The sequence below is a fragment of the Janthinobacterium longum genome (genome assembly GCF_051380735.1).
In the GTDB taxonomy this organism is placed as follows: Bacteria; Pseudomonadota; Gammaproteobacteria; order Burkholderiales; family Burkholderiaceae_D; genus Janthinobacterium.
Genome location: NZ_JBNYXQ010000012.1, coordinates 89,574 through 116,001 on the forward strand (window position 1 = coordinate 89,574; position 26,428 = coordinate 116,001).

The 26,428-nt window shown below is 61.5% G+C and carries 25 protein-coding genes and 1 tRNA gene; 12 read left to right on the forward strand and 14 right to left on the reverse strand.

Annotated features, from left to right (window positions below; genetic code table 11):
* Positions 1-73: 73 nt before the first annotated feature.
* Positions 74-649, forward strand: coding sequence for a CGNR zinc finger domain-containing protein (locus tag ACQ4WM_RS22670; RefSeq protein WP_436548915.1), 576 nt, complete (start codon positions 74-76; stop codon positions 647-649).
* Positions 650-714: 65 nt separating this feature from the next.
* Positions 715-2,160, forward strand: a complete 1,446-nt coding sequence (locus tag ACQ4WM_RS22675) for an NAD-dependent succinate-semialdehyde dehydrogenase (RefSeq protein ID WP_436548916.1) — start codon at positions 715-717, stop codon at positions 2,158-2,160.
* A gap of 5 nt (positions 2,161-2,165) precedes the next feature.
* On the opposite strand, the gene ACQ4WM_RS22680 is transcribed toward ACQ4WM_RS22675, so the two are convergent.
* A complete protein-coding gene (locus tag ACQ4WM_RS22680; protein WP_436548917.1) occupies positions 2,166-2,810 on the reverse strand; it encodes a TetR/AcrR family transcriptional regulator in 645 nt (214 codons plus the stop codon).
* A 125-nt stretch (positions 2,811-2,935) separates the two neighbouring features.
* On the opposite strand from ACQ4WM_RS22680, the gene ACQ4WM_RS22685 reads away from it, so the two are divergent.
* A complete protein-coding gene (locus ACQ4WM_RS22685; RefSeq protein WP_436548918.1) occupies positions 2,936-4,090 on the forward strand; it encodes an epoxide hydrolase family protein in 1,155 nt (384 codons plus the stop codon).
* Between the two features lie 12 nt (positions 4,091-4,102).
* Here ACQ4WM_RS22685 and dmeF read toward each other — a convergent pair whose 3' ends face one another.
* Positions 4,103-5,062: a CDF family Co(II)/Ni(II) efflux transporter DmeF gene (dmeF, locus tag ACQ4WM_RS22690; protein WP_436548941.1), complete on the reverse strand. Its 960-nt coding sequence runs from the start codon at positions 5,060-5,062 to the stop codon at positions 4,103-4,105.
* Positions 5,063-5,084: 22 nt separating this feature from the next.
* A complete protein-coding gene (locus ACQ4WM_RS22695; protein WP_436548919.1) occupies positions 5,085-5,363 on the reverse strand; it encodes a metal/formaldehyde-sensitive transcriptional repressor in 279 nt (92 codons plus the stop codon).
* A 239-nt stretch (positions 5,364-5,602) separates the two neighbouring features.
* Between ACQ4WM_RS22695 and ACQ4WM_RS22700 the strand changes: the two genes are divergently transcribed.
* Both ACQ4WM_RS22700 and ACQ4WM_RS22705 read left to right on the forward strand, forming a co-directional pair.
* Positions 5,603-7,171 (forward strand): methyl-accepting chemotaxis protein, encoded by a 1,569-nt coding sequence (locus tag ACQ4WM_RS22700; protein WP_436548920.1) that lies wholly within the window; start codon positions 5,603-5,605, stop codon positions 7,169-7,171.
* 41 nt (positions 7,172-7,212) lie between these two features.
* Positions 7,213-7,803, forward strand: a complete 591-nt coding sequence (locus tag ACQ4WM_RS22705; RefSeq protein ID WP_436548921.1) for a hypothetical protein — start codon at positions 7,213-7,215, stop codon at positions 7,801-7,803.
* A gap of 5 nt (positions 7,804-7,808) precedes the next feature.
* On the opposite strand, the gene ACQ4WM_RS22710 is transcribed toward ACQ4WM_RS22705, so the two are convergent.
* A complete protein-coding gene (locus ACQ4WM_RS22710) occupies positions 7,809-8,510 on the reverse strand; it encodes a DUF2325 domain-containing protein (RefSeq protein WP_436548922.1) in 702 nt (233 codons plus the stop codon).
* A gap of 193 nt (positions 8,511-8,703) precedes the next feature.
* Between ACQ4WM_RS22710 and ACQ4WM_RS22715 the strand changes: the two genes are divergently transcribed.
* A complete protein-coding gene (locus ACQ4WM_RS22715; RefSeq protein ID WP_436548923.1) occupies positions 8,704-9,177 on the forward strand; it encodes a hypothetical protein in 474 nt (157 codons plus the stop codon).
* Here ACQ4WM_RS22715 and ACQ4WM_RS22720 read toward each other — a convergent pair.
* From ACQ4WM_RS22720 to cysS, 7 genes are all read right to left on the reverse strand, one after another.
* The gene (locus ACQ4WM_RS22720; protein WP_436548924.1) at positions 9,120-10,406 is read right to left on the reverse strand and encodes a glucoamylase family protein; all 1,287 of its coding nucleotides are present in this window, start codon (positions 10,404-10,406) and stop codon (positions 9,120-9,122) included. The genes ACQ4WM_RS22715 and ACQ4WM_RS22720 overlap by 58 nt on opposite strands.
* A gap of 260 nt (positions 10,407-10,666) precedes the next feature.
* Positions 10,667-10,759, reverse strand: a tRNA-Ser gene (locus ACQ4WM_RS22725).
* Positions 10,760-10,869: 110 nt separating this feature from the next.
* Positions 10,870-12,117 carry an aspartate kinase gene (locus ACQ4WM_RS22730; protein ID WP_436548925.1) on the reverse strand — a complete coding sequence of 416 codons (1,248 nt, stop codon included), beginning with the start codon at positions 12,115-12,117 and terminating at the stop codon, positions 10,870-10,872.
* A 154-nt stretch (positions 12,118-12,271) separates the two neighbouring features.
* Positions 12,272-13,699 carry a tRNA lysidine(34) synthetase TilS gene (gene tilS / locus ACQ4WM_RS22735; protein WP_436548926.1) on the reverse strand — a complete coding sequence of 476 codons (1,428 nt, stop codon included), beginning with the start codon at positions 13,697-13,699 and terminating at the stop codon, positions 12,272-12,274.
* 152 nt (positions 13,700-13,851) lie between these two features.
* A complete protein-coding gene (locus tag ACQ4WM_RS22740; RefSeq protein WP_436548927.1) occupies positions 13,852-14,826 on the reverse strand; it encodes an acetyl-CoA carboxylase carboxyltransferase subunit alpha in 975 nt (324 codons plus the stop codon).
* A gap of 73 nt (positions 14,827-14,899) precedes the next feature.
* Positions 14,900-15,592 (reverse strand): DNA-3-methyladenine glycosylase family protein, encoded by a 693-nt coding sequence (locus ACQ4WM_RS22745; protein ID WP_436548942.1) that lies wholly within the window; start codon positions 15,590-15,592, stop codon positions 14,900-14,902.
* A complete protein-coding gene (gene cysS, locus ACQ4WM_RS22750; RefSeq protein WP_436548928.1) occupies positions 15,592-16,989 on the reverse strand; it encodes a cysteine--tRNA ligase in 1,398 nt (465 codons plus the stop codon). The genes ACQ4WM_RS22745 and cysS overlap by 1 nt, the downstream gene beginning before the upstream one ends.
* Before the next feature lie 285 nt (positions 16,990-17,274).
* Between cysS and ACQ4WM_RS22755 the strand changes: the two genes are divergently transcribed.
* From ACQ4WM_RS22755 to ACQ4WM_RS22780, 6 genes are all read left to right on the forward strand, one after another.
* Complete coding sequence (locus tag ACQ4WM_RS22755) at positions 17,275-17,913, forward strand: peptidylprolyl isomerase (RefSeq protein WP_436548929.1); 639 nt, start codon at positions 17,275-17,277, stop codon at positions 17,911-17,913.
* Between the two features lie 79 nt (positions 17,914-17,992).
* A complete protein-coding gene (locus tag ACQ4WM_RS22760) occupies positions 17,993-18,484 on the forward strand; it encodes a peptidylprolyl isomerase (RefSeq protein ID WP_436548930.1) in 492 nt (163 codons plus the stop codon).
* A 78-nt stretch (positions 18,485-18,562) separates the two neighbouring features.
* The gene (locus ACQ4WM_RS22765) at positions 18,563-19,309 is read left to right on the forward strand and encodes a UDP-2,3-diacylglucosamine diphosphatase (RefSeq protein ID WP_436548931.1); all 747 of its coding nucleotides are present in this window, start codon (positions 18,563-18,565) and stop codon (positions 19,307-19,309) included.
* Positions 19,310-19,378: 69 nt separating this feature from the next.
* The gene (locus ACQ4WM_RS22770) at positions 19,379-20,098 is read left to right on the forward strand and encodes a DUF72 domain-containing protein (protein WP_436548932.1); all 720 of its coding nucleotides are present in this window, start codon (positions 19,379-19,381) and stop codon (positions 20,096-20,098) included.
* 110 nt (positions 20,099-20,208) lie between these two features.
* On the forward strand, positions 20,209-22,545 hold the full coding sequence (locus ACQ4WM_RS22775; protein ID WP_436548933.1) for a T6SS effector phospholipase Tle3 domain-containing protein: 2,337 nt from the start codon (positions 20,209-20,211) through the stop codon (positions 22,543-22,545).
* A gap of 40 nt (positions 22,546-22,585) precedes the next feature.
* A complete protein-coding gene (locus ACQ4WM_RS22780; RefSeq protein ID WP_436548934.1) occupies positions 22,586-24,208 on the forward strand; it encodes a type VI lipase adapter Tla3 domain-containing protein in 1,623 nt (540 codons plus the stop codon).
* On the opposite strand, the gene ACQ4WM_RS22785 is transcribed toward ACQ4WM_RS22780, so the two are convergent.
* From ACQ4WM_RS22785 to cysE, 3 genes are read right to left on the reverse strand one after another with little or no spacing between them, the layout of a single operon-like run.
* Positions 24,193-24,753, reverse strand: coding sequence for a hypothetical protein (locus tag ACQ4WM_RS22785; protein ID WP_436548935.1), 561 nt, complete (start codon positions 24,751-24,753; stop codon positions 24,193-24,195). The genes ACQ4WM_RS22780 and ACQ4WM_RS22785 overlap by 16 nt on opposite strands.
* 15 nt (positions 24,754-24,768) lie before the next feature.
* Positions 24,769-25,461 carry a YceH family protein gene (locus ACQ4WM_RS22790; RefSeq protein WP_436548936.1) on the reverse strand — a complete coding sequence of 231 codons (693 nt, stop codon included), beginning with the start codon at positions 25,459-25,461 and terminating at the stop codon, positions 24,769-24,771.
* A gap of 16 nt (positions 25,462-25,477) precedes the next feature.
* Positions 25,478-26,227, reverse strand: coding sequence for a serine O-acetyltransferase (gene cysE / locus ACQ4WM_RS22795; RefSeq protein WP_436548937.1), 750 nt, complete (start codon positions 26,225-26,227; stop codon positions 25,478-25,480).
* Positions 26,228-26,428: the final 201 nt, after the last annotated feature.

A 26,428-nucleotide genomic window follows, 5' to 3' on the forward strand; every position in this document is an offset into this window, starting at 1 on the left:
ACCTTTAAAGTGAGTATTTGAAGGTTACATCCATTTATGGTAACCTGTCAATATTATTTTTTAAGGTTACAAAATGACGCCGCATACCACCCCAACTCCGCACTTCATCGGCAACGACTTGGCGCTCGATTTCATCAATAGCGCCTTTGGCACCGGTGACAGCAGTTGGGATTGCCTGGCTGACGATGCTGGCGCAATAGCATGGCTGAAGGCAGCAGGCCAGATGGCGCCTGAATTCGATGCGCCTGCCGCAGGACTGGCTGCCCAGGCTCGCTCGTTGCGCACCGTGGCCGCCCGGTTGATCGACCTGGACAAACAGCGTGATCCACGCGACTTTGAAGTAGTGAACCAGATACTTGAGGCAGGCCGTCCTGTACGAACGTTGGTGCTCGATGCCAATGCCAAGCCCGTGCTGATGGAACGGCGCCGTGATGACAGCGTGGCCAGCCTGCTCGAACCTGTGGCAACCGCACTGCTCCAGCTGCTGACGCAGGGCGAGCTGGCGCAGGTGCGCCAGTGCGAGGCGCACGATTGCACGCTGCGCTTTCTCGACATCACCAAGTCGGGCCGCCGGCGCTGGTGCAGCATGGCTGTCTGCGGCAACCGGATGAAGGTCGCCGCTTTCCGCGCACGCAAGGAAGCCAGATAATGCCTGCCAGGCAAGGCGCCAGGCAGGCAGAACGATTGATTTTCCACTGACAGGAGCAAGCAGCAATGACCATATCAAGCTACCCCGACACCCGCCTGCTGATCGCCAATCAATGGGTGGACGCCACCGGCGGCAAATCCATCCCCGTGTTGAACCCCGCCACCGGGCAAGCGATCGGCACGGTGGCCCATGCCAGCATCGCCGACCTGGACCGAGCACTGGCCGCCGCCCAGCAAGGCTTCGAGACGTGGCGCACCGTGCCGGCAGCCGAAAGGGCCGCCATCATGCGCCGCGCGGCGTCACTGCTGCGCGAACGCGCCCTCGATATTGCGCAGCAGATGACGCAGGAGCAGGGCAAGCCGCTGGCCGAAGCGAAAGTTGAAATCATGGCCGGCGCTGATATCATCGACTGGTTTGCCGCCGAAGGCATGCGCGTCTATGGCCGCATCGTGCCGTCGCGCAACCCGGCCGCGCAGCAACTGGTGCTGAAAGAACCGGTCGGTCCGGTCGCCGCCTTTACGCCGTGGAACTTCCCGATCAACCAGATCGTGCGCAAATTGTCGGCCGCGCTGGCCACCGGCTGCTCCTTCCTGTGCAAGGCGCCGGAAGAAACCCCGGCCTCGCCGGCAGCGCTGATGCAGTGCTTCGTGGACGCCGGCCTGCCAGCGGGCGTGCTGGGCCTGGTGTTCGGCGACCCGGCCGAAATCTCGGGCTACCTGATACCCCATCCGATCATCCGCAAGGTGACGTTCACCGGCTCCACGCCAGTGGGCAAGCAGCTGGCCGCGCTGGCTGGCGCCCACATGAAGCGCGTGACGATGGAACTGGGCGGCCACGCCCCGGTGATCATTGCTGAAGACGCCGATGTGGCGCTGGCCGTCAAGGCGGCCGGCGGCGCCAAGTTCCGCAATGCCGGCCAGGTGTGCATTTCACCGACCCGCTTCCTGGTGCACAACGCCGTCAAGGCCGAATTCACCAGTGCGCTGGTCAGGCATGCCGAAAGCCTGAAAGTGGGCGATGGCCTGCAGGCCGGCACCACGCTGGGGCCGCTGGCGAATGCGCGCCGCCTCAGCGCCATGGCAAAGGTAGTCGAAGACGCGCAGGCCAGGGGCGCCACCCTGGCCACCGGCGGCAGCCGGATTGGCGACACCGGTAACTTTTTCGCGCCCACGGTGTTTGCCGATGTGCCGCTCGACGCCAGCATCTTCAACGACGAACCGTTCGGCCCGATCGCCGGCATCCGCGGCTTCGACAGCCTGGAAGAAGCGATTGCCGAAGCGAACCGCCTGCCATACGGCCTGGCCGGCTACGCCTTTACGCGCTCGATCAAGAACGCCCACCTGCTGATGAACCGCATGGAAGTGGGCATGTTATGGATCAACCAGAGCGCCACCCCGAGCGCTGAAATGCCCTTCGGCGGCATCAAGGATTCCGGCTATGGCACGGAAGGCGGACCGGAGGCGCTGGAATCGTACCTGAATACCAAGGCCGTATCGCTGGTGGGGGTGTAAGCGGTTCAGGCCCAGTCCTCGAGCGCCCCACTGGTACGCAGCAGGGCAATCACGGCCTCGATGCGGGCAGGGGCGCTGGCCAGCAGCGGCGCCACCGCCTGGCCCAGCAGGGCGCGCAGCAGCAGAGGCGCCAGCACCATCTCGATAAACTGGCCAGCCAGCGCCGAGGCGGCAGCAGCACGGCCGGTATCATCGGGCGTAATGGCGTTGGCCACGCGTGTTACTCCCGCCTGCCAGAACAGCTGTTCGGCACGCGCACTGGCCTGGCCAGGCTGGGGCAGCCCCGCAACCAGCAGCCGCAGCAGCGCCAGTGCGTCTGCTGCCAGGGCATCTTCCAGCACCCGCATGGCGACCACCGCCAGCCGCTCGTCCAGCGGCGCGCCTGGCGCTACCGCATCGCGGGCAGCCGGGCCTGCCAGCAGGTGGTCGATCACGGCCGAGAACAGCGCGGCCTTGTTGGCATAGCGCGCGTAAATGCTGGCCTTGCCGGCACGTGCATCGATTGCCACCTGGTCACAACTGGTGCCCTCGTAGCCCCGCTCCAGAAACAGCCGCGTTGCTGCGGCCAGCAAACGGGCCTCCACTTCGCCCTCGCTTCCTGCGCGCGGACGCCCGCCGCGCCCTCGCTTCGCCTGCACTTCTCCTTCCATGCCGCCTCTTTTCCACTGAAATGACTGTACAAAGTTTCAAAGCCGCTGCTAAACTAGACTTAACAGTTCAGTTTAATTTATCCGGTTTGTACCGGCCAGCAGCGTAACACACCAGGAAATCCCCCATGTCCACCACCATCCATCCATTTCACCTGGCCATACCCGAGGCCGACCTGGCCGACTTGCAGTCGCGTCTTGCCCTTACCCGCTGGCCCGACGCCGAAACGGTGGCCGACGCCAGCCAGGGCCCGCAACTGGCCAGGCTGCGCGCCCTGGTCACGCGCTGGCGCGACGGCTACGACTGGCGCAAGTGCGAAACCATGCTCAACGGCCTGGGGCAATACCATACCGACATCGACGGCCTGGATATCCACTTCCTGCATGTGCGCTCGCCTGAACACGATGCCATGCCGCTGTTGATGACGCATGGCTGGCCGGGCTCGGTGCTGGAATTTCGCGACGTGATCGGCCCGCTGACCGACCCGGTGGCCCACGGCGGCCAGGCCGGCGATGCGTTTCACCTGGTCATTCCGTCGTTGCCTGGTTTCGGCTTTTCCGGCAAGCCCGTTGCCACCGGATGGAACGTGAACCGTATCGCCGACGCCTGGATAGAACTGATGACGCGCCTCGGTTACCAGCGCTGGGCGGCACAGGGCGGCGACTGGGGCGGCGCCGTCACCACCACCATCGGCTACAAGGCGCCGGCTGGCCTGGCCGGCATCCACCTGAATATGCTGATGTTCCAGCCGACGGCGCAAGAGCGTGCCGAGGCCACGCCGCACGAGCAGGCGATGCTTGACGACGCCCAGCGCTACGACCAGCAATTTTCGGGCTATTTCAAGGTACAGGCCACGCGCCCGCAGTCGGTCGGCTTTGGCCTGGCCGATTCGCCGGCCGGGCTGGCGGCGTGGATCTATGCCCTGTTCCAGGACGTGTCGGACAACGACGGCAAGGTGGAAACGGTATTCGCGCTTGACGCCATCATCGACGACATCATGCTGTACTGGCTGCCAAATACCGGCGCCAGTTCCGCGCGGCTGTATTGGGAAACCATGCAGGCGATGCGCCATGGCGGCATGCCTGCAGCGCCGATGGCCGTGCCTGCGGCGATCAGCATGTTCCCCGGCGAGCAGGTACGCCTGTCGCGTCGCTGGGCAGAAAAGCGCTTTGCCCGTCTGGTGCACTTCAATGAACTCGACCGCGGCGGCCATTTTGCGGCCATGGAGCAGCCGGCGCTGTTTATCGACGAACTGCGCACCGGCTTGCGACAGCTGCGCTAAGCCGGCCGGGCCTTACGCACGGCGCACTATTTCAATGGTGCTGTGGACGACTTCCTCGTGGATGCCGATGCGCGCACGCAGCCGTTCCGGCGTCAGTGCGGGGTCGCGGCTAAGCACCGACAGCGCGCACGAATACAGCTGCTTGCCGACGCGCCAGACATGCAGGTCAACGATGCGCGGCGTGTCGCCGCCCTCTTCCACTTCCACCGCCTCGCGGATTTCCTGCACTACCGGGTGGTCCATCTCGCGGTCCAGCAAGACCTTGCCAGTCTGCTGCATCAGCTTTTTCGCCCACAGTGCCACCAGCACCGCGCCGGCGATGCCCATCACGGGGTCGAGCCAGTTCCAGCCATAAGCCCACGCGCCGGCCAGCGCGACGATGGCCAGCACCGACGTGGCCGCATCGGCCAGCACATGGATATAAGCGGCCTTCATGTTCAGGTCTTCGCCGTGGTGGTGGTGGTGGTCGTGATCGCTGTGGCTGTGGCCGTGGTCATGGCCATGATCGTGATGACCACCGAGTATCAGCGCACACACCAGGTTGACCGCCAGGCCGAAGCCGGCCACGGCCATGGCTTGCGGATAATGAATCGCCTGCGGCGAGAACAGGCGCTCGACCGAGGCCACCACCATCAGTACCGCCACGCCCAGCAACAGAATGGCGCTGGTGTAGCCGGCCAGTATTTCGATCTTCCAGGTACCAAAGGCAAAGCGCGGGTCGCGCGCATGGCGGCGCGAGGCGGCATACGCGAACGCCGCCAGGCCGATCGCCAGCGCGTGCGAGCTCATGTGCCAGCCGTCGGCCAGCAGCGCCATCGAGTTGTACCACCAGCCGGCCAGGATCTCGAGCGCCATGGTGGCCAGCGTGATCCACATGACGATGCGCGCGCGGCGCTCGGCCTTGCCGTCGCTGCTGTCGAATAGGTGTTCATGGGTCCAGGCAGACAAGTCCTCGGCTGCGTGGGTGTGCAATTGCGTCATGGTGGCCTTTCGCTTATTTGAGATAGGTGCGCAGGATGGCGACGATTTCATCGGCACCTTTGGCCCGGTCGGCGTCGCTGGCGATATCGGGGCTGGCGACATGCTCGCGCAGATGCTCTTCGATCACCTCGGCCATCAGGCCATTGACGGCGCCACGCACGGCGGCGATCAGTTGCAGCACGTCGCCGCAATCACGCCCTTCCTCCAGCCCCCGCTCTATGCCTTCCACCTGCCCCTTGATGCGTTTGACGCGGTTCAGCAGCTTGTCTTTGTTTGCCAATACATGACCCATTCTCGCCTCGTAAAAAATACTATAGGGGGTATGGCATCAGAAAGTACTTTCCTTCGTCTTGAAGTGGCAACAAAGCCATTGGTGTTGCTTTTTGAACCCATACAGTAATTGATATTAAGCACTAAAAATTAATGATTGGAAAAATACCGGAAAGCGCTCTACCATCGGCCATCCGCCGCCATTTTGTCGCCTGTCGACGTGCCAGCCGGTGGACCATAAAAATATCGGAGACTAGCAATATGAAATTCAATAACTTGAAAATTGGCCGCCGGCTGGGCCTCAGTTTTGGCGCCATCATCGCCCTGCTGCTGATCCTGGCAGTGGTCGCCATTACCCGCGTCAGCGTACTGGGCAACGAAATTCGCCGCATGAACGAAGACAGTTATCCGAAAACCATGCTGGGCCATGCCATCAAGGATGACGTCAACGAAACCATGATCGCCATGCGCAATATCTTCCTGACGGTCGACGCCGAACTGGCCAAAAAAGAAGTGCAGCATGTCGACCAGATCGCGCGCCGCATCGATGCTTCGATCGGCAAGCTCGAGCGCCTGCCGGCATCCACCGACAGCGCCAGCCTCATCAAGCAGCTCAACGCGGCGCGCCAGCAGTTCGACAAGGTAAGAAAAGACGTGCTGACCCTGGTAGCGGAAGACCGCAAGTTCGAAGCCAAGAGCCTGATGCTCAAGCAGCTGCTGCCGCGCCAGCAAGCGTACTTCGCCGCGCTGGAACAACTGGTCAACTACCAGACTGGCCTGATGGAAGCGTCGGGCAAGGCTTCGGTGCAGCAGGCCGACCAGACGCGCCTGATCATCCTGCTGCTGTCGAGCGGCGCGGCGCTGGCCGGCATCTTGCTGGCGATCCAGGCCAGCAACAGCATCACACGCCCTTTGCAGCAGGCGCTGGGCGTGGCGCGCCAGGTGGCGGCCGGCGACCTGACCAGCAAGGTGGTCGTCGGTACGCGCGATGAAACAGGCCAGCTGCTGCAAGCCCTGAACAGCATGAACACCAGCTTGCAGGACATCGTCGGCCAGGTGCGCGGCGGCACCGATACCATCGCCGACGCTTCGGCACGTATCGCCAGCGGCAATCTCGATCTGTCGTCGCGCACCGGCCAGCAGGCCGATTCGCTGCGCGAGACGGCCGAATCGATGGCGCAGCTGACCTCGACCGTCAAGCAGAATGCCGACCATGCCAGCCAGGCCAACCAGATGGCGGCGCGCGCGTCGGAAGTGGCAGTGCGCGGCGGCGCCGTGGTGGCGCAGGTGGTCGGTACCATGGGCGCCATCAATACCTCGTCCAAGAAGATCGTCGACATTATCGCCGTGATCGACGGCATCGCCTTCCAGACCAATATCCTGGCGCTGAATGCCGCCGTCGAGGCGGCGCGCGCCGGCGAACAGGGCCGCGGCTTTGCGGTCGTCGCCAGTGAAGTACGCAACCTGGCGCAGCGCTCCAGCCAGGCCGCGCGCGAAGTCAAGGCGCTGATCGACGATTCGGTCAGCCATGTGGCGGCAGGCAGCGTGCTGGTCGAGGAAGCCGGCACCACCATGACGCAGATCGTCGACCGCGTGCGCAGCGTAACCGACATCATGGGCGACATCAACGGCGCCAGCCACGCCCAGGAAGCGGGCATCGAACAGATCAACCTGGCCCTGGCCGAAATGGACAAAGTGACGCGCCAGAACGCCGCGCTGGTGGAACAGGCCGCCGCCGGCGCCGAATCCTTGCAGGACGAAGCGAGCCGGCTGGCGCAGGTGGTCAGCCGCTTCAGGCTGGAACGCGGCGTGGTGATGCAGGGCGCGTAAAGCCGTGCGACAATCAGTTTTTACTTAATCGGAAAGCAGCCATGGCCAGCCTGCGTGTTGAACTCGATGGCTCCCGCGTCACCACCATCAATCTTGCCGAAATGGGCGTTGTCCATGTCTCGGTGCATGGCGCGCTGGACCGCAATCCGAAGGCGGCACTGGACGCAGGCGGCGGCAGCCATGCGCAAGGTGGACGCGGCTACCTGATCTGGGTACCCGAACTGTCGGTACAGGCTGGAGCGGTGTTGAAGGTAACCTTGCATGAGGCGTGCGAGAGCCCGGACGAGGGCAAGACCATCCGCGAGCTCTATCCTGACCACGAACCATGCACGCGAACCGACTTCGCGCTCAATGACGAGATGGCCGCAGAAATACGTGCCCGGCCACAGCTGCACCAGGCATTTTCCGTACAGGCCGCCACGTCCCAGGGCCAACAGGCAATGGCAGCGAGTGACATCAACAATACAAGTTTCACTTTCGGAGTCGTCTGGGACTATACCCGCCCAAGCCAGGCGCGCGTACACCTGTCAACGCACTGCCTGGACGACTTGCTGGCAAGAAGAATTGGTACTTATCATCTGCAGGCCGTACTGTCTTATGGCGACAGCGCGTCGTTCGTGCTGATTGATTGACAGTGTCAGCGCTGGCTGGCCAGCACTTCCTTGCGCAGGAAATGCATGGCTTGCGGCTGGTCTACCAGCACGCACTGCTTGCCGGTACGCTGGCAATGGTCATGCACGCGCCAGTAGGCATCGTGGCTGACGCAGCCAGTCTGGCAGATCACCAGGTCGGCCGCCACCAGGCTCGCTTCGAGCGCTGCCACATCGTCGATGCCATCGCCGCCGCCTGCATGATGGAGGAAGTGCCCACCTGCCTGCTCGATGGCGTGGCCGGCTTCCCGGCCCGAGACAGGACCAACATAGAGCACGGATTTTTCACGCATGCCGGCCAGCAGATCGGGCTGCAGCACCGGCCTGTTTGACACCGAAGGCGCCGCCCCCCATTGCAGCCGCAACAGCTCGCGCATCAGGTCCTGCACCCGTTCGGCCAGCCACTCGACCCGGCGTGCCAGCTTGACACGCGTCGGCAAGCCCGGCGCAGCGGCAGCCAGCTCGGCCAGTTCCTCGCGCACCAAAGCCAGCTTCGTGTCGCGTATCACCACCTGCGCTTGCGTGCGCATCAGCTGCGCTTCGAGCGCGGCAATGCGCGCCGCCTGCGCTGCCTGCTCGTCGAGCTGGTCGCTGCAGCGCGCCTGCGCACGGCCGTAGGCGTTCAGCAGCGCGCGATGTTCCTGCGCCATCATGCCCTCGATGCCATCCATGTCCACCATCTTGCCCATCTTGCCTCCTTTGCCAGCAGCCATCAGCCACGGTAGCTCACATTATAAATGGGACTTATTCGCATTTGTGAATGAGCCGTGCTTGCGGTAGGGGTATAGTCTGGTTTTAGCCATTTCGCGAACATTCCCGATGCGATATTTCCCAGCCGCTTTGACCATCGCCATGCTGACACTGCCCTTGCAAGGAAACGCCATGTCCGACGCGCCGCTGCAGGTTACTGCCCGCTGCATCGATCATCCTGGCTGCGTATTTACCGGTGAAGACATGCGCATCGAAATCCTGATCACCAATACCAGCAACTACATGGTCGGCTATCCGCTGGCCTATATGGAGCGGCGCGGCCCCACCATCATGCTGCGCGACCCCGCCAGCGGACGCAGCCAGCCTCAGCGCATCTCGCTGGCCGACCGTGCGCTGCGCAGCACGTTGACACCGATCGCGCCGGGCCAGTCGGTCAAGCTTGACGATGTGATCCGGGCCAGCCAGTTGCGCCAGTTTGGTGTAGCTGTCGACGTAACGGCCGAGATCGGCGTGTCAGCCACCATTACCGCAGGGGTCAATGGCGAGCCGCAGCCGTTCACGGGGAAGGCAACCTTGCGCATCGCCGCTCAAGCAGCAAGCCATCCGCCGGTAAATCCCGCCTTGACCAGTCCGTCGCGCAAGTAGCGATTGCCGCGCATCAGTCGCCATGGAAAATCGTGCAGATGGTTATCGAGCATCAGCAGTACCGGCCCGTCGTTGATGCCGAAGCGCCAAGGCGAGACCCAGTGCTTGCCCTGCTGCGTGACGAACACGGTCGAGCGGGCATGGAACACATCGTGCTGTTGCGCCAGCGCCGGCAGCACGATTTCGGGCGCGAATGGCAGCGAAGCGGCCACCGCCCATGGCGCCAGGGTGCCGTCGTCGAAGCCGTACGGCGCGCCGCGACCCACATAATCGCGAAAGCAGCGCCGCACCCCCATGGACTGCTGCGTGGCGGGGCCTGGCCCATCACTGGCGCTGATACCCCAGCCGTGTTCACCATAGCCGGGAAAACCCAGCGGATTATCGATGGCATAGCGCTGCTGGACCAGCGTTGCACGCCGGGTATTTTCCGCATAATCGAGACCGTGGGCGCGCATGAAATCGTCCTGGGCGCCGCGCAAATCGAGCCAGGCATGCGACATCTGGTGAATGAACAGCGAGCCGGCGTACAGGTAATCGATGCCATACACCGATTTCCATTCGAAGCTGGCGGTCCAGGCGTCATAGCTGGGCCGTTCGATGGGAAAGCTGGGCGAACCGAGCGCCAGCACATACAGGATCAGCGCCTCGTCATAGCCGCGCCAGCACTTGCGCAGGAAACCCGTTTCCGGCTTCCAGCCATGGCGCAGCAACTGGCAGCGTGCGCGCATCCATTGCCAGTCGACGCGCCGGTACAGCAAATCGGCCAGCGCGCGGATCTCCAGTTCATCCTTGTCATCGCCATCGAAGTACTGGGCAGCGGCCAGCACGCCGGCCATCAGCAGGGCCGTATCGATGCTCGATAGCTCGCAAGCCCATACGCGCCGGCCATTGTCCATATCGAGGAAGTGATAGTAAAAACCCTTGTAACCGGTGGCGGCGGGAGAGTCGCTCTGCTCGCTGGCAGCCAGGAAGCGCAGCGTTGCCAAGGTGCGCGCGATGGCGTCGCTGCACGTCATGAACCCGCGCTCGACACCGACGCAGTAGCTGGTCAGCGCCAGGCCGACGGCGGCGATGCTGGCTGGCCAGCCAGTTTTATCCTTGTCGCGGACCAGGCCGTTGGCGGGGTTGGACTGCTCAATAAAATAGTCGAAGGCCTGGCGCTGCAGGGCCGGCAGCATGGCTTGTTCGTCAATCAGGTCAGGCGGCAGGGGAAAGCTGGCCGGTTTCATGGAGGTGGGCGCGGGGCGCTTGGTGGCGATACGGAATAGTATGGCAGCGAAAGGCTTTTGGTGCCGGGGCTTGAGCGGGGTAGTTTGAAGTGAGGGGACGGCGTTGGCCGCTACACGGCCAACGGGGCCGCGCGGGGCGCGGCAGATGGGCGATTCGGAGAGCCTGCGCGGCCCTTAAGGGCGCGCAGTCTTCGAATCCCACCGTTTCCGTCCGTCATAAACAAAAAAGCCTCCCGCAGGGGAGGCTTTTTTGTTTATTCTGGCGGAGACGGTGGGATTCGAACCCACGATACAGGTATAAGCCGTATGCATCCTTAGCAGGGATGTGCCTTCGGCCACTCGGCCACGTCTCCTAGCTGATTACTCAACTATGTCGTTGCAGCTGACTGCGCTGCAGCGACGAACGTCATAATATCGACTGCACCCCCTTTGGTCAAGGGCGTGCGGCGATATTTTTGCTTGTTCAGGCTTTTTCCAGCTCGAACGCCTTGTGCAGGGCGCGCACGGCCAGTTCCATGTACTTTTCGTCGATCAGGACCGAGATCTTGATTTCCGAGGTCGAGATCATCAGGATATTGATGCCCTCTTCCGACAGGGTGCGGAACATTTGCGAGGCGACGCCGACGTGGCTGCGCATGCCCACGCCGACCACCGACAGTTTCGATACCTTGGCGTCGCCGGTGATGCTGGCCGCGCCCAGTTGTTCGCGGTTCGCTTCCAGCACGGCCAGGGCGCGTGCGTATTCGCCGCGCGAGACGGTGAAGGTGAAATCCGTTTTACCGTCGACCGACTGATTCTGTATGATCATGTCGACCTCGATATTGGCGTCGGCCACCGGTCCCAGGATGTGGTAGGCCACGCCTGGACGGTCGGGCACGCCGAGCACGGTGATTTTGGCTTCGTCGCGGTTGAAGGCGATGCCGGAGATAACTGCTTGTTCCATATTGGTGTCTTCCTCAAACGAAATCAGGGTGCCTGAATTGGCTTCTATTTCCAGGGGCAGCAGCGGGTCGGTCAGCGACGACAATACGCGCGTGGGCACGCGGTAGTTGCCGGCAAATTCCACCGAACGGGTCTGCAGCACCTTGGAGCCCAGCGAAGCGAGTTCCAGCATTTCTTCAAAGGTGATGGTCTTCAGGCGGCGCGCCTCGGAGACCACGCGCGGATCGGTCGTGTAGACGCCGTCCACATCGGTAAAGATCAGGCATTCCTGTGCCTTCATGGCGGCGGCAATCGCCACGGCCGAGGTGTCGGAGCCGCCACGGCCCAGGGTCGCGATGTTGTCGTTTTCGTCCACGCCCTGGAAACCGGTAATGATGACTATCTTGCCGGCATCGAGGTCACGTTTGACTTTTTCGTCATCGATCGACTGGATGCGGGCCTTGGTAAAGGCAGAATCGGTTTTGATCGCGACTTGCCAGCCAGCGTAGGATACGGCTTGTTTGCCGATCGCCAGCAGTGCCATCGACAATAGGCCGACGGACACCTGTTCGCCTGTCGAGGCGATCATGTCAAGTTCACGCGGATCGGGTTGATCCATGATTTCCCTGGCCAGTCCAATCAGGCGGTTGGTTTCGCCCGACATGGCCGATGGCACCACCACGATTTGATGCCCCGCGTCGTGCCACTTGGCAACGCGCTTGGCGACATTCTTGATACGGTCAGTCGAGCCCATCGACGTACCGCCATATTTGTGGACGATTAAAGCCATAAGAGTGAAGTTTCCGCTCAAGAAGAATAAAAAGGGGTCTTCACTTTACATGCCGCAATGCAAAATAACAAGCGATTAGGCGCATTAGCTCATACCGAATGCGCATATGGAAATAACCGATCCATGCAGTGCGCAGGCCCATGCGTACTGCTATTCAAGCCGCCTGGCAGGCGCTCCAGCGCAGGTTCACGCGCGGCTGGCCTGGCAAACCGAGGCAATGGCAATCGAGGCCGATGCCGGCCGCAAACAGCAGTTGTTGCGCCGCACTGACAAGCGGCAGGCGCTCGCGCTCCCAGGCCGGCACGTCGAACGCCTGGTAATGGTATTTCAGGCTTTTGGTCGGGCGGTTCAATGCCAGCTTCAGGCGCTCGCCGCCCTGGCGGAAATCGATGGTCAGCAGCTGCGCCTTGAGCCAGGCGATATCGATGCCCTGCCCGCCTTCTGTCACCGGGTCGAAATGCAGCACGCCGCCGTATGCGGGGAACGCCAGGCTCGCTTCGCCCTGCCAGTGAAACTGCTGCCCGGCTTTTTCCAGGCCCGGGATGTTCGCGTCATCACGCTCGCGCATGCCGGCCAGGTCATCCAGTTTCGGCGTCAGGTACAGCCGGTCGCGGTGGCGCCGCACATGGCATTCGGGGTGCGTCACCAGCAGCTGCGCATCGGGCCGCGCTTCCAGCAACTGCGCCAGCATTTCCGCCAGCCAGGCCGTTGATGGCATGCGCAGGCCACGCGTGCCAAACCAGTGGCGCAACAGGTTGTAACAGCGGTCCTGGCTCAATTCATGCAGTTTGGCCAGTTCGATGCAATCGCCATCGAGGCAGTTGGTCAGGTCCTGCGTCGCCAGTTCCGTCAGCAAACGCTGCGCCGACTGCGCATGCTGGGCGCTGCGCGCAAAGCGTTCCTGGAAGCCGGGAAAGGCCTGCGCCAGCACCGGCATCACCTGGTGCCGCAGGGCATTGCGTGCAAACCGTGCGTCGTCGTTCGATTCATCGTGGATATGCGCGATGGCGTGTTTTGCCACATACGCTTCGAGCTGCTTGCGCGACACCGGCAGCAGCGGGCGCGCCATCACCAGATCGGCATTGCCCAGCAAATCGGGTGCGCTGTTGGCGCCATCCATGCCCGACAAGCCGGCCGTGCCCGAGCCACGCAGCAACTGCAGCAGCACGGTTTCAGCCTGGTCATCCTGATGGTGGGCGGTCAGCAACAGGCGCACGCCATGCTGCGCGCACAAGGCGCCCAGGGCGGCGTAGCGGCGCTTGCGGGCTGCCTCTTCGGTGCCGGTCTTCGGATTGATCTCGATGCTGACACGGGCGGCGTCGAACGGCACGCCGAGCGTAGCGCACAGAGCCTCGCAATGGGCCAGCCAGGCGTCGGCGTTCGCACTGAGGCCATGGTGCACGTGGAAGGCATGCAATGCCACGCCCTGCTCCTGCGCCCAGACATGGGCCAGGTGCAGCAGCGCCGATGAATCGAGACCGCCGCTCAAGGCGATGCCGATGGCGGCGCCGGGCTGCGGCGCGCAGTCTTGCAAGGCGCGGGCAAAGACGTCGGCCACGCTGGCGGTTTGTTGCTTTTTCAATTCGGACTCCGGTAATGCAAAGAGGGACAGCGGCTAAACGGATGGGTTCGTTTAGCGGACTGTCCCTGCAAATATTTATTCATTGCTGGCAAAAATCAGGGGTCAGACCCGACGGGTCTGACCCCTGATTTTTGCTGCTCCGCCAATAACGTTTACTCGCTCGGCGTGGTTTCCTTGAACTTGCCATAGCTCAGCAGCTTTTCATGGCGCGCTTGCAGCAGGTCCTTGGTTTTCATGCCCTGGAACTGGCGCAGCGTATCGGCCAGCGCGCGTTTCAGCAAGGTGGCCATCTGTTTCGGATCGCGGTGGGCGCCGCCCAGCGGTTCGTTGATGATCTTGTCGATCAGGCCCATGGCTTTCAGGCGGTGCGCGGTCAGGCCCAGCGCTTCGGCCGCGTCGGCGGCGCGCTCGGCGCTCTTCCACAGGATAGAGGCGCAGCCTTCCGGCGAAATCACGGCGTAGGTCGAGTATTGCAGCATCAGCACGGCGTCGCCCACGGCAATCGCCAGCGCGCCGCCGGAGCCGCCTTCACCGATAATGGTGGCGATCAGCGGCACTTTCAGTTCGGCCATCACATACAGGTTGTGGCCGATGGCTTCGGACTGGCCGCGCTCTTCGGCGTCGATGCCGGGGAAGGCGCCTGGCGTGTCGACAAAGGTAAAGATCGGCAGGTTGAACTTTTCAGCGACCTTCATCAGGCGCATGGCCTTGCGGTAGCCTTCCGGTTTCGGCATGCCAAAGTTGCGCATGGCGCGTTCTTTGGTGTCGCGGCCCTTCTGGTGGCCGATGACCATGCAGGGCTGGCCGTTGAAACGGGCCAGGCCACCGACGACGGACAGGTCGTCGGCATAGCTGCGGTCACCATGCAGTTCGTGGAAATCGGTAAAGATTTCGTTCACATAATCCATGGTGTAGGGGCGCTGCGGGTGGCGCGCGATCTGCGCCACTTGCCATGGCGTCAGCTTGGCGTAGATATCCTTGGTCAGCTGCTGGCTTTTCTTGGCCAGGCGGTCGATCTCTTCCGAGATATCGACGGCCGAATCGTCCTGCACGAAGCGCAGCTCTTCGATCTTGGCATCGAGTTCCGCGATCGGCTGTTCAAAATTGAGGAAAGTCGTTTTAGTCATTGTACCTCCAGGGTTTTACCAGCCGCGTCGCCAGGGCGCGCGGCGTTATTGATGGTTATTTTACCGTACCGGCTCATGCGGCGGGGGGTGCATCGCTGGCCGCAGGGGCCGCAGCAGGATCAAGGCTGCGCCATAAATACCAGGTGGCCACGGTGCGCCACGGCTCCCAATTGGCGGAAACTTCACGCGCATCGCTGCGGGAAACCGGTTCGCCGGAAAAGTAATTGACGCTGATGCCCTGGATCAGGCCGGGGTCGTCGAGCGGCAGCACGTTCGGGCGCAACAGATTGAAGATCAGGAACATCTCGGCCGTCCAGCGGCCAATGCCGCGGATTTGCACCAGTTCGGCGATAACGGCTTCGTCATCCATTTCGCCCCACTGGTTGGCGTGCACGCGCTTGGCCTTGAAGTGATCGGCCAGGTCTAGCAGGTATTCAGTCTTGCGCTTGGACAAGCCGCAGGCCGACAATTGCTCGGCGCCAGCTTTGAGCACTTGCGACGGCGTGCATTTCGGGCAAGCCAGCAGCAGCTTTTTCCAGGCCAGGTCGGCGGCCTTGGGGGTGATCTGCTGGCCCACCAGCGAACGGGCCAGGGTGGTAAACGGGTCGCTATGGCCGACCAGGTGCAGGTCGCCAAATTGCGGGATCAGCTTTTTCATGATGCGGTCGCGCTTCATCAGCTCGATCTTCGCCTCTTCCCAGTAGGCCGGCACCTGTATCACTTGCGCCGGCGCCACGGCTTCGCCGTTGTCCCTGGTGTTCGACATCATGCGCGGCGCCAGTTGGTCGAGCCGTCAGGCTTGTCTTCCAGGATAATGCCCGCTTCCAGCAATTCGGCACGGATCTTGTCGGACTCGGCAAAGTCGCGCGCTTTTTTCGCGGCGCTGCGCGCGGCAATCGCGTGCTCGATGGTGGCCGTTTCGTCATTGCTGCCGGCGGCGCTACCCACGGTGGCTTGCAGGAATTGCTGTGGCGTACGTTCCAGCAAGCCCAATACGCCTGCCAGACCCTTCAACTGACGCGCCAGCACAGGTGACTTGCTCTTGTTGACTTCCGTGGCCAGGTCGAACAGGGCGGCCACTGCCAGCGGCGTATTGAAGTCGTCGTTCATCGCCACGGCAAAACGCAGGGCGTGGGCTTCGTTCCAGTCGATCGCGCCCTCTTCCACCGTTACACCGGCCAGCGCCGTGTACAGGCGCGTCAGTGCCAGGCGGGCGTCGTCCAGGTGCACGTCGGAATAATTGAGGGGGCTGCGGTAGTGGGCGCGCAGGATGAAGAAGCGGATCACTTCGGCATCGAATTTTTGCAGCACTTCGCGGATGGTAAAGAAATTGCCCAACGATTTGGACATTTTTTCATTATCCAGGCGCACGAAACCGTTATGTATCCAGTAGTTGACGCTGGTGTGGCCAAACGCGCCTTCGGATTGGGCGATCTCGTTTTCATGGTGCGGAAATTGCAGGTCGGCGCCGCCGCCATGGATGTCGAACTGCTCACCCAGCAAGGCGCAGGCCATGGCCGAGCACTCGATATGCCAGCCAGGGCGGCCCTTGCCCCATTTCGAGTCCCATTTGACTTCTTCGGGTTCCGATTCCTTGGACGACTTCCACAATACGAAGTCGAGCGGATCGCGCTTGCCGGTGTTGACATCGACGCGCTCGCCGGCGCGCAGGTCGTCAAGCGACTTGCCCGACAATTTGCCGTAGCCGGGGAAATTGCGCACGGCGTAATTGACGTCGCCGTCCTCGCCCTGGTAAGCCAGGTTATTGCTTTCCAAGCGCTCGATCAGGCTCAGCATTTGCGGCACATACTCGGTGGCGCGCGGCACATGGTCGGGCGTCAAAATGCCCAGCGCGGCCGTATCTTCATCCATGTACTGTGTGAAACGGGTAGTCAGCTGCGAGATGGTTTCGCCGTTTTCCACCGCACGGCGGATGATCTTGTCGTCGATGTCCGTAATATTGCGTACATAGGTCACGTCCAGCCCGGAGGCTTTCAGCCAGCGGTAGATCACGTCGAACGCCATCATCATGCGCGCATGGCCGATATGGCAGTAATCATAGATGGTCATGCCGCACACATACATGCGGACCTTGCCCGCTTCCATAGGTACAAAGGCCTGCTTTTCGCGCGCCAGGGTGTTATAAATCTTCAGATCGCTCATCGTGCTTTACTGGTGGAGCGGCGGCCAGCCCGGAAAAACGACAGACAGGCGCGGACACCGTTGGTGCCGCGCCACTGAACCGCCGTGTGCGCCGAGACTGCCACCCGCTATATTGTTGTTCTTGTTTGTTAGAATCAGGTCTTAGCGGGCAAGTATAACATTGATAAAAACCATACTGGCCCGATATGAATCAGGTTTTTACGAAGTTCGACCGAAGTTAAGCACTTCTTTCGTTTCTTTACAATTCAGGCAAGTTTAAAGAAAAACAACGATCAAGGACATTTTATGCAAGAGACCAAATCCCCGCGCCTGCCTTTCCTGACGCGCTTTTTTACGCTGTTTGCCGGCCTGGCACTGGGTGGTGCTGTGGTGGCAGCCTCGCCAACGGCCAACCCTGCGGCGCTGGACGCGACCCCGCACGTGGCCCTGAAAACCAGCATGGGCGAGATCGTGCTGGAACTGGACCAGCAAAAAGCGCCAAAAAGCGTGGCGAACTTTCTGCAGTATGTCAAAAGCGGCTACTACAAGGGCACCATCTTCCACCGCGTGATCGACGGCTTCATGATACAGGGTGGCGGCTTCGACAAGAACATGAAGCAGAAAGCCACCAAGGCGGCTATCCAGAACGAAGCCCAAAACGGCTTGCAGAACGTCACCTACAGCATCGCCATGGCGCGCACCGGCGACCCGCATTCGGCCACCTCGCAATTTTTCATCAATGTCGGCAATAACAGCGCACTCGACTACCCTGGCCGCGATGGCTTCGGCTACACCGTGTTCGGCAAGGTCATCAGTGGCATGGACGTGGTCGACAAGATCAAGGCGGTGCCGGTAGCCGACAAGGGTCCGCACCAGAACGTGCCCGTTACGCCGGTGGTGATCGAATCGGCCACCTTGCTCAAACAAGCGCCCGCAAAACTGTAAAATAGCGTTTTTGCCGCCCCGGCTTGCCGCTCCGGCATGGCCCGGGCACGAAATATTTCATCCAAACAAAAGGACTATCATGACTTCCGTAATCATCACCACCAACCTGGGCAAGATCACCGCTGAACTGGACGCTGAAAAAGCGCCGAAAACGGTTGCCAACTTCCTGGCCTACATGGAAGCCGGACACTACAACAACACGATTTTCCACCGCGTGATCGATGGCTTCATGATACAGGGCGGCGGTTTCGAGCCAGGCATGAAACAAAAGCCGGCTGACAAAACTGTCGAAAACGAAGCCAAGAACGGCCTGAAAAACGACACCTATACCCTGGCCATGGCCCGCACCTCGGACCCGCACTCGGCATCGGCCCAGTTCTTTATCAACATCAAGAACAACAGCTTCCTCGACTACCCGGGCCAGGACGGCTGGGGCTACGCCGTGTTCGGTAAAGTTACCGACGGCAAGGAAGTAGTTGACGCCATCCGCTCCGTGAAAACCACGCGCGCCGGCATGTTCGCCGATGTGCCGACCACCGATGTCATTATCGAAAAAGTCGAAGCAGCATAATCACCGCAATATGAATCACAGGCATTGCCACGTTGCTTCCATGCATAATCTTGATCAGGGGAGCGTTGAACGATGACAATGCCTGCCGCACTCTTTATTTCCGACCTGCACCTGCAGAGCTCGCACCCGCGCACCAGCGCCGCCTTTATCTCCTTTCTTGAGCACCATGCGCAACATGCGCACGCCCTGTATCTGTTGGGCGACCTGTTCGAATACTGGGCCGGCGACGATGATCTGGAAGACCCCTTCAACGCGCGCATGACGGCAGCGATACGCGCCGTCAGCGATGCGGGCGTGCACGTCTACTGGATCGCCGGCAACCGCGACTTCCTGGTCGGCTCCGGCTTTGCTTCTGCTGCCGGCGCCACCCTGCTCAGTGAACCGCATGTGACCACGATTTCCGGCCAGCGCATCGTGCTGGTACACGGCGACGCCGAATGCACGAACGACGTGGCATACATGGAATTTCGCGCCATGGTGCGCCAGCCTGCCTGGCAACAGCAGTTCCTGTCCATGCCTTTGGTGCAGCGCAAGGCCATTATCGACGGCTTGCGCAAGAACAGCCGCGAGCAGAACGGCGAAAAATCGATGGAGATCATGGATGTCAGCCCTGATGCGGTAGCGCGGGTATTTGCCGAACAAGCGACCACCATCATGATCCACGGCCACACGCACCGCCCCGCCCTGCATCAGGTGGACGGCACCCTGCGCTATGTCTTGCCAGATTGGGAATGCGATACGGAACCCACGCGCGGCGGCTGGATCGCCATCGATGAGCAAGGCAGCATCACGCGCCATGCGCTCGATGGCGCCATTATCGACTAGCACTGCGCCGACGCCGCCACGGCATGGCGTCTGACAAACCTGTCTGCCCGCCTCTGCTGTAATGACGGCATGTCTACCCTGTATATCGGCACGGCCGGCTGGGGCATTTCCAGCGCGGCCTCAAATCACTTCCCCACTGAAGGCAGCCATCTGCAACGCTATGGCCTGGTGCTGAACTGCGCCGAAATCAATACTTCCTTCTACCGGCCGCACCAACCATCAACCTATGCACGCTGGGCCGACAGCGTGCCCGATGGCTTTCGCTTCAGCGTCAAGCTGCCGCGCACCATCACGCACGAGTTGCGCTTGAAAAATTATGCGGCGCAACTGGCGCGCTTTGCCGGCGAAGTGGCGCATTTGAAAGACAAGCTGGGCTGTGTGCTGGTGCAACTGCCACCAAGCCTGCGTTTCGATGCCATTGTTGCCAGCAGCTTTTTCAATGACTTGCGTGGATACTTCACAGGCATGCTGGCGTTCGAGGCACGCCATGCCAGCTGGTTCGATGAAGCTGCCACCACCCTGCTGCGCGCATCGGCGATCACGCGCGTGCGCGCTGACCCGCCTGCCGGCCAGCCTGGCCCGCATGTGCAGACTGCGGATGTCGCCTATATCCGCCTGCACGGCAGCCCGAAGATTTACTACTCGGATTACCCGCCCGAATTTCTCGCCGCGCTGGCGCTTGAATTGCGCACGCAAGTGGCAAACGGCAGCTGGTGCATCTTCGACAACACCGCCTCCGGCGCAGCACTGTTCAATGCACTGGACCTGCAGGCGCGCCTGGCGCGGTAAATCGAGCTCACCGTTGGTCCACCTCAAACAAGTACCGATCTGCCGGTAGCAGCGATGCGCCATGGCCCTACACTGTATTTCCCAGCAGCATGGAAACATCAGGAGCGGCGATGTCATATCCGAAGATCCCCTATGTGGTGGCGCGCGGGTCGGCCTTGCTGCAATGCGACCGTGCACCGGACCAGCTCGCCCGTGTGCGCCTGCGGCGCGAGCTGCCCGGCAATGTGATCGTGATCCACGGCGTCAATGATGTCGGCACCAGCTTTGCCGCCGTCGAAACAGGCCTGTGCGAGGGACTCGACGAGCGCCTGTATGGCAAGCGAGAGGGTCGATCCGCTCTATTGCGCCCCGCTACCTACCGGCTACCGCAGCCAGCCGACAAGGACACGGTCGAACCGGACCCCGACGCGGTTTTCTTCAAGCGCCGGCTGGTCGACACCACTCATAGCCCGGTCATCCCATTTTATTGGGGCTACCGGGAGCGCAGCAATGCGAGCAAGGTGGTCAACGGCCAGAACACGGACCGCCACGGCAACCGGCTCGACAAGGACATGTCGAAAAATGGCGGCCCCTTCGGCAACGCCACCAATACCCTGCCAGACATGTGGAACAAGGGCCTGTATTCGCCGGTCGACATGGGTGGCGACCCGGTACGGCCTTTGATGACGGCACCTGGCCGCATGTACATGATACTGGCCGCAAAGCGCCTGGCAGCCCTGGTCTCCATGATACGAGACTACGACAGCAACGAAGTGGTATCGATAGTCGCGCATAGCCAGGGTTGCCTGATCTCGCTGCTGGCGCAAGCTTTTTTGCTGGACGAGGGCAAGCGGCCGGCCGACACCCTGATCCTCACGCATCCGCCCTACAGCCTGGTGGAAGACACCAGCATGTTTTTCGGTACCATAGAACTGAGCCGCATCTTTGGCGGCGGAGTTGACGCAGCGATGGCAGGCCAGTATGACGCCATCAACGACCGCCAGACCTTCCATGCGCGCTTGCAGACCTTGGTGCAGATCGTGCAGGCGGTGGTTGCTCGCAAGCACACGACACCGGCCTTTGGCCAGATCGAGGATCACGTGCTGTGCCACGGCATGACAGGCGCAACATGGAAGGCCGAGGCGGACCGCGACAACCGCGGCAAGGTGTATCTGTATTTCTGCCCGGAAGACATGACGGTCGCGCTGGACAATATGCAGGGCATAGGCTGGCAGGGCGTGCCCGATTACCTGGATGGCCACGGGCTGTCGACGACACAAGGAACAAGGCAAAGGAGCATTCGGGGTGACGCCCCCACCTTTTGGGACAAAGAGCACCAGCAGCGCCAGCCCTTGCGCGAGCTGGGTGCGGGATTCTACCAGCGTGTTTTCACCAGCAAGCGGCGGCTCGATCCGGCAAAAAAAAGCATCGGCCCTGTGCTGGTCGGCCTGCCGCCGCACGATTTCGCCCTGCGCCTCGATGGCGAGGACGACCACGCGCATGTGGCCGGCACCAACCGTGGCCATCGCGCCAGGCACGACGAGGCACCGTGGCCACCCGTCAAGCCGCACAAGTGGAATATCCTCTCGACCGAAGCACGACGGCGCGCCGGGCTGCGCACCATCAACGGTGAAGCACTGCGCGTGCCCAGGGCGGCCGTACTCGATGGCGGCGAAATCATCACGGGCCAGTTTCCCGCCACATCAAGCCAGGCCACGCTGCCGCCTGACAAGCAGGGCCCGTGCGAAGAAGTCGACCCGATCGATGCGGCCATCGCCATTACCAGCAGCGATGGCTTGCGCGACCGCCGGCAGGAGATAGCACCTGATCCGCGCCCCGTGCCGGGCCGTATCCCTGGCGAAGGCCATGGCCTTTTCGGCTCCGGCCCTCACCAACAGGTGCAAACAGCATGGAACCTGAACAAGCAAGTGGATGAGCAGTGCAAGCTGATACGCGTCAGCCGCCATCCGGGCGACGGCGACCTGCTGTATGTGCTGCGCGAAGAAACACCGAACGAGGCGCGCAGGCGCTGGCAGCATGAGGTCAGCCCCAAGTCCTTTCACGGCGCCATTATCGGCAATGCAGAAAATCATCGCCATGTGACGGCGTATGACGTGGCCATCGGTGGCGGCAAGGCGAGCAGTGATCCGAGGTTTTACCGGTATTTGTGCGCGGTGGCGGATTGGCGTTTGCAGAAGGATTTACGTAACCCGGTACGGCCATCCATTCTCAGATGGGATGATTTCCTGAACACATTTTCAATTTATTGGAACGCGGAGCCCATGCAGCGCAAACTAATCATTGAAGGCAACGCCAACTACTACAGCAATGGAGCGTTACCGGCATGGTTGCCAGGCCTGCAAGCTGGACTTCCCTCGACCGTTGTCTGCGAGACACTCAATGGCCAACGCACCGAATCGACCTTCCCATCCTTCAGCCGTCGGGCCATCAACGATATTCCAAAGTGAAAATCTTGCCATCTCAGCCCATGCTCTACAGGAGAACACGATGACCAGTCAGGTGGGGAAATACCTTCATACACTTTTGCTTGTACCGCCCATCATCGCCGCAAGCCTGCTCGGTTCGCGCTGGTTAAATCACCCTAGGGCCATTCCAGCGGCCAAGCCAATCACGCAAGCTGCACCGGTCACCGAGCAGTCCCGGCGCGAATATGTGCTGGAAGTAATCGGGATGGGCGTGACGCTGGATAAGTATCGCCAAGGCAAGCTGTGGGAAGCACTTCAGAAGGATAACGCCCATGCCAGCATTCGTGAGCAAGACAAAGAAAAATATCCATGGGACGAAATGGAGCGCGCTGGCATCTCTGGCGGCCGTAGTGGAGATACGCTGGAAAATGGAGCAAAATACTTGCCCATGTATTTCGGTATGCCTGTGTTTAACGCCGAGCCACCCATTTACAACAGCAGAATGTTGGACAGCCCAGACTCACCTGCCATTGGCCTTGCTGGTGGCTATTCGTCGTCCGGCCTGCATTGGCATCTGTTTGCTGCCGGTCCGCGCCGCTTGAGCGAGCACCCTGACCGCATTCTGGAAGATGTATTTGCATTTTTCGACGCTAACCCCGACGTGCCGTACATCGTGCTCAACTCGGTGGACAATACTCCGACACGTGACTTATACCGCCCTGATGACGCACCATCGCTCGTTAAAAATGGTCACTACATCCCCGAAATGCCCGATGCCTCTGCCCTCTTCGTGTTAGCCCGGCGCGAGCGTATTGATGCGGTACGCAAGTTTGCCTTTGACGACGCACCACCTGAAGCCAGCGTTGACACCCTCAATAACTTCGGCGTGGCACGGCGGCTGTATCTGGCTTATGACAAACTGATGACCAGCGTGCCTCATCCCGACAAGAAAGAGAACCGGGACGCCTTCACCATGCGTCAACCGACAATAGAAGAATGGTTACCCGTCGCCGCCCAGTTTGCCCGCCGCACCGATATCCGTGGCACCGGCAGCTTCAGCATGCTCGAAAAGCTGCATGGCCACAACTATCATCCGCCAAAGGACTGGCAACCGACGCCGTGGTTTCCCGTGCCCTTCAACAAGGAGCAACTGGCGCAGCTGGACCGCTTGCCCACGCTGGGCTTTATCCACCGCCCCACCTTCGTCAAAATGGTCGATGCGGACGGCAAACCCATGACGCGCCGCGACCACCGCGAACGCGCCTTGCAAGCGGCTTGGCAGGAAGCGCTGCGCAGCCTGCCCGAGACAGAACGGCCAGCAGCGCCGGCACGCCTGGTGGCGGCCACCGGCGGCAACACGCAACAGTTAATCACGCTGCACAAGACCTTGATGAAGCATGCGGAAGATGGCGGCACGGAACTTGACAGCGGCAATCCCGCACAATGGATCGATACCGACCAGCGCCTGGGCAATACGGGCGCGGCGACCTGGTTCGTGCAGATAGCAATCGGCGTGATGGGCAGCTACCGCGATGGCGGCGTCAGCGCGGCGGTCAACCTGCGCAACCTTGATGAGGCCTCCATCGTGCTGGTCAGCCCGCCATCGGAGGAAAAGCGCCGCACGCAGAAGCATCCGAACGGCGGCGATGTGTTTGCGCACCACGGTACGCCGGCGATCGATCCGGCAAATTACCCGCCGAACTGAGCCGTGCCCGTAGCCGCCAGCCGCACCTCTCCCAGCAGGCGCTCTTCTTCATCGGTATCGGCGTCGACCTGCGTCACCAGGGTCCAGAAGCGCCCGGTGGTCCTGATACCGGCAAAGGCCCCGCTTGTTTCCAGCCGCACCAGTACTTTTCTGAGGCTGTGCATATATGCTGCATCGATGGCGTCGAGTGCGTCGTCGTCGACGCGGGCCATCAGTTCGTCCAGTGCCTCCGCGATCTTGCCGTAGCCCTGCTCCCACAGCTGGCCGATGGCTGGCACATCGACTTCCATGCATTCGTTCGACCAGTCCGGTGGATAGTATTCCAGCTCCTTGTTGTCGGGGCGAGTGTCGAAGCTGAGCGAGAGAGTCGGAAACGATACGGCATTGAAGGCAAACGCCGAGAATACCTGTCCCTTGAACTCTGATTCAGCCAGCAGCGTCAGTGAGGCGCTGGCCAGCCTGAATACACTGTCTTCAAACTGATGGACAGCCTCGAATGCCTGCCACTCGGCGGCGGACGCGGTGTCGTCTGGTGGTGTGTTCATGCGGATGGGCAAAGATTATTCAAACTGTTTTCTGAATGCCTCGAACTGCGCCGCCAGGCCATCAAAATCGCTGCGCAGCTGCAGCACTTCCTGTTCCAGCAGGGCTACCCTGCTGCCCTGCTGGGGCGCGCTGACGGCGCCGGCGTAGCCTGCGGCCGTTTCAATTTGCGCCAGTGCTTCGGCACCACCGAGCAGATGGCCGTAGCGCGGCTCTTTTGCGCCAGGGGCGACGGCCAGCTTGGCCACCAGTGGCGGGTATTTGTCGATCAGGAACTGCAGGCCCGATTCCACCTCGGCCAGCGATTTGAACTCATGTACACGGCCGCTGCGGCTGCGGATTTCGCCAGCCGTCTGCAGGCCGCGCAGCATCAGGATCGCCAGGATGGCCAGCTTGTCCTGTTCCAGCGACCATTTGATGCGCATGCGGTGTTCGTACTTGGCGACGCGCGCGCCTGCCTGGGTGATGCCGTTGACGAACTTGCGCTGCATCAGACGCTGCAGCACGTCGTAGACGGTTTCTTCGGACAGGGCCATCACCGGGTCGCGGCTGGAAAGCTGGTTGCAGCCGTTGGTCAGGGCGTTGAGCGAGAGCGGATAGCTGTCTGGCGTCAGTGCTTCTTTTTCGGCCAGCACGGCCAGTACGCGGATCTCGAACGGGTCGAGCAGGTTGGGATTATCGTTGCTTGCTGCGCTTGCCTCAGTACTCATGCCTCATCCTCTTTCACTAGTCCACCAGCTTGTTCATCTGTTCCGAGTCCAATTTATCACATTCGGGCACGCCCTGGCAGCAAATGCCGGCCCGCTTCAGGGTGGCGAGAATGGTTTCGATGCGCTGCTCCTGCGCCACCGCGTGCGTGATCAGGCCCTGCAGCGCTTTCGACAGCGGATCATCGCCGTTCGGCGTGACGCCGTACGCAGCAAACAGATGGGCGGTGCTGCCTTCGCGCAGGGTATTGAGGTCTTTCTGCACGATATGCGCGGGGTTGCCGACTGCCGTGGCGCCGGACGGCACGGGCTTCAGCAGCACCGCGTTCGAGCCGACTTTGGCGTAGGCGCCGACCGTGAAGCTGCCCAGCACCTGAGCGCCGGCGCCGACGATCACGCCACGCTCCAGGGTGGGATGGCGCTTGCTTCCGGTGTGCAGCGAGGTGCCGCCCAAGGTTACGCCCTGGTAGATGGTGCAGTCGTCACCGACCACCGCCGTCTCGCCGATCACCACGCCAAAGCCATGGTCGATAAACACACGGCGGCCGATCACGGCGCCAGGATGGATTTCGATGCCGGTGATAATGCGCGCGAGATAGGAAATAAAGCGCCCCAGCCACTTCATGCGGTGCAGCCAGCACCAGTGCGCCCAGCCATGCATGACGATGGCGTGCAGGCCCGCATAACAGGTCAGCACCTCCCAGCCGTTGCGGGCAGCCGGGTCACGTTCGATGATGCTGTTGATGTCTTCGCGCAGGTGGTGGAACATGGTGGAAACTAAGAAGGGGATATGCAGATGGTAACGTATCTGGCGGGGGGATGCTGGAGGTGACGCCGCGGAGGGCTGGGGTCAGACCCTAATGCCGTTAAGTTAAGCCTTTCGATTCAAGACAGATTGTAAACAGCGGCAAATAATGTTAACTTTCGGGCAGTTATGGACTCTACTGCCTTTTTACTTGCCGCTGACCTA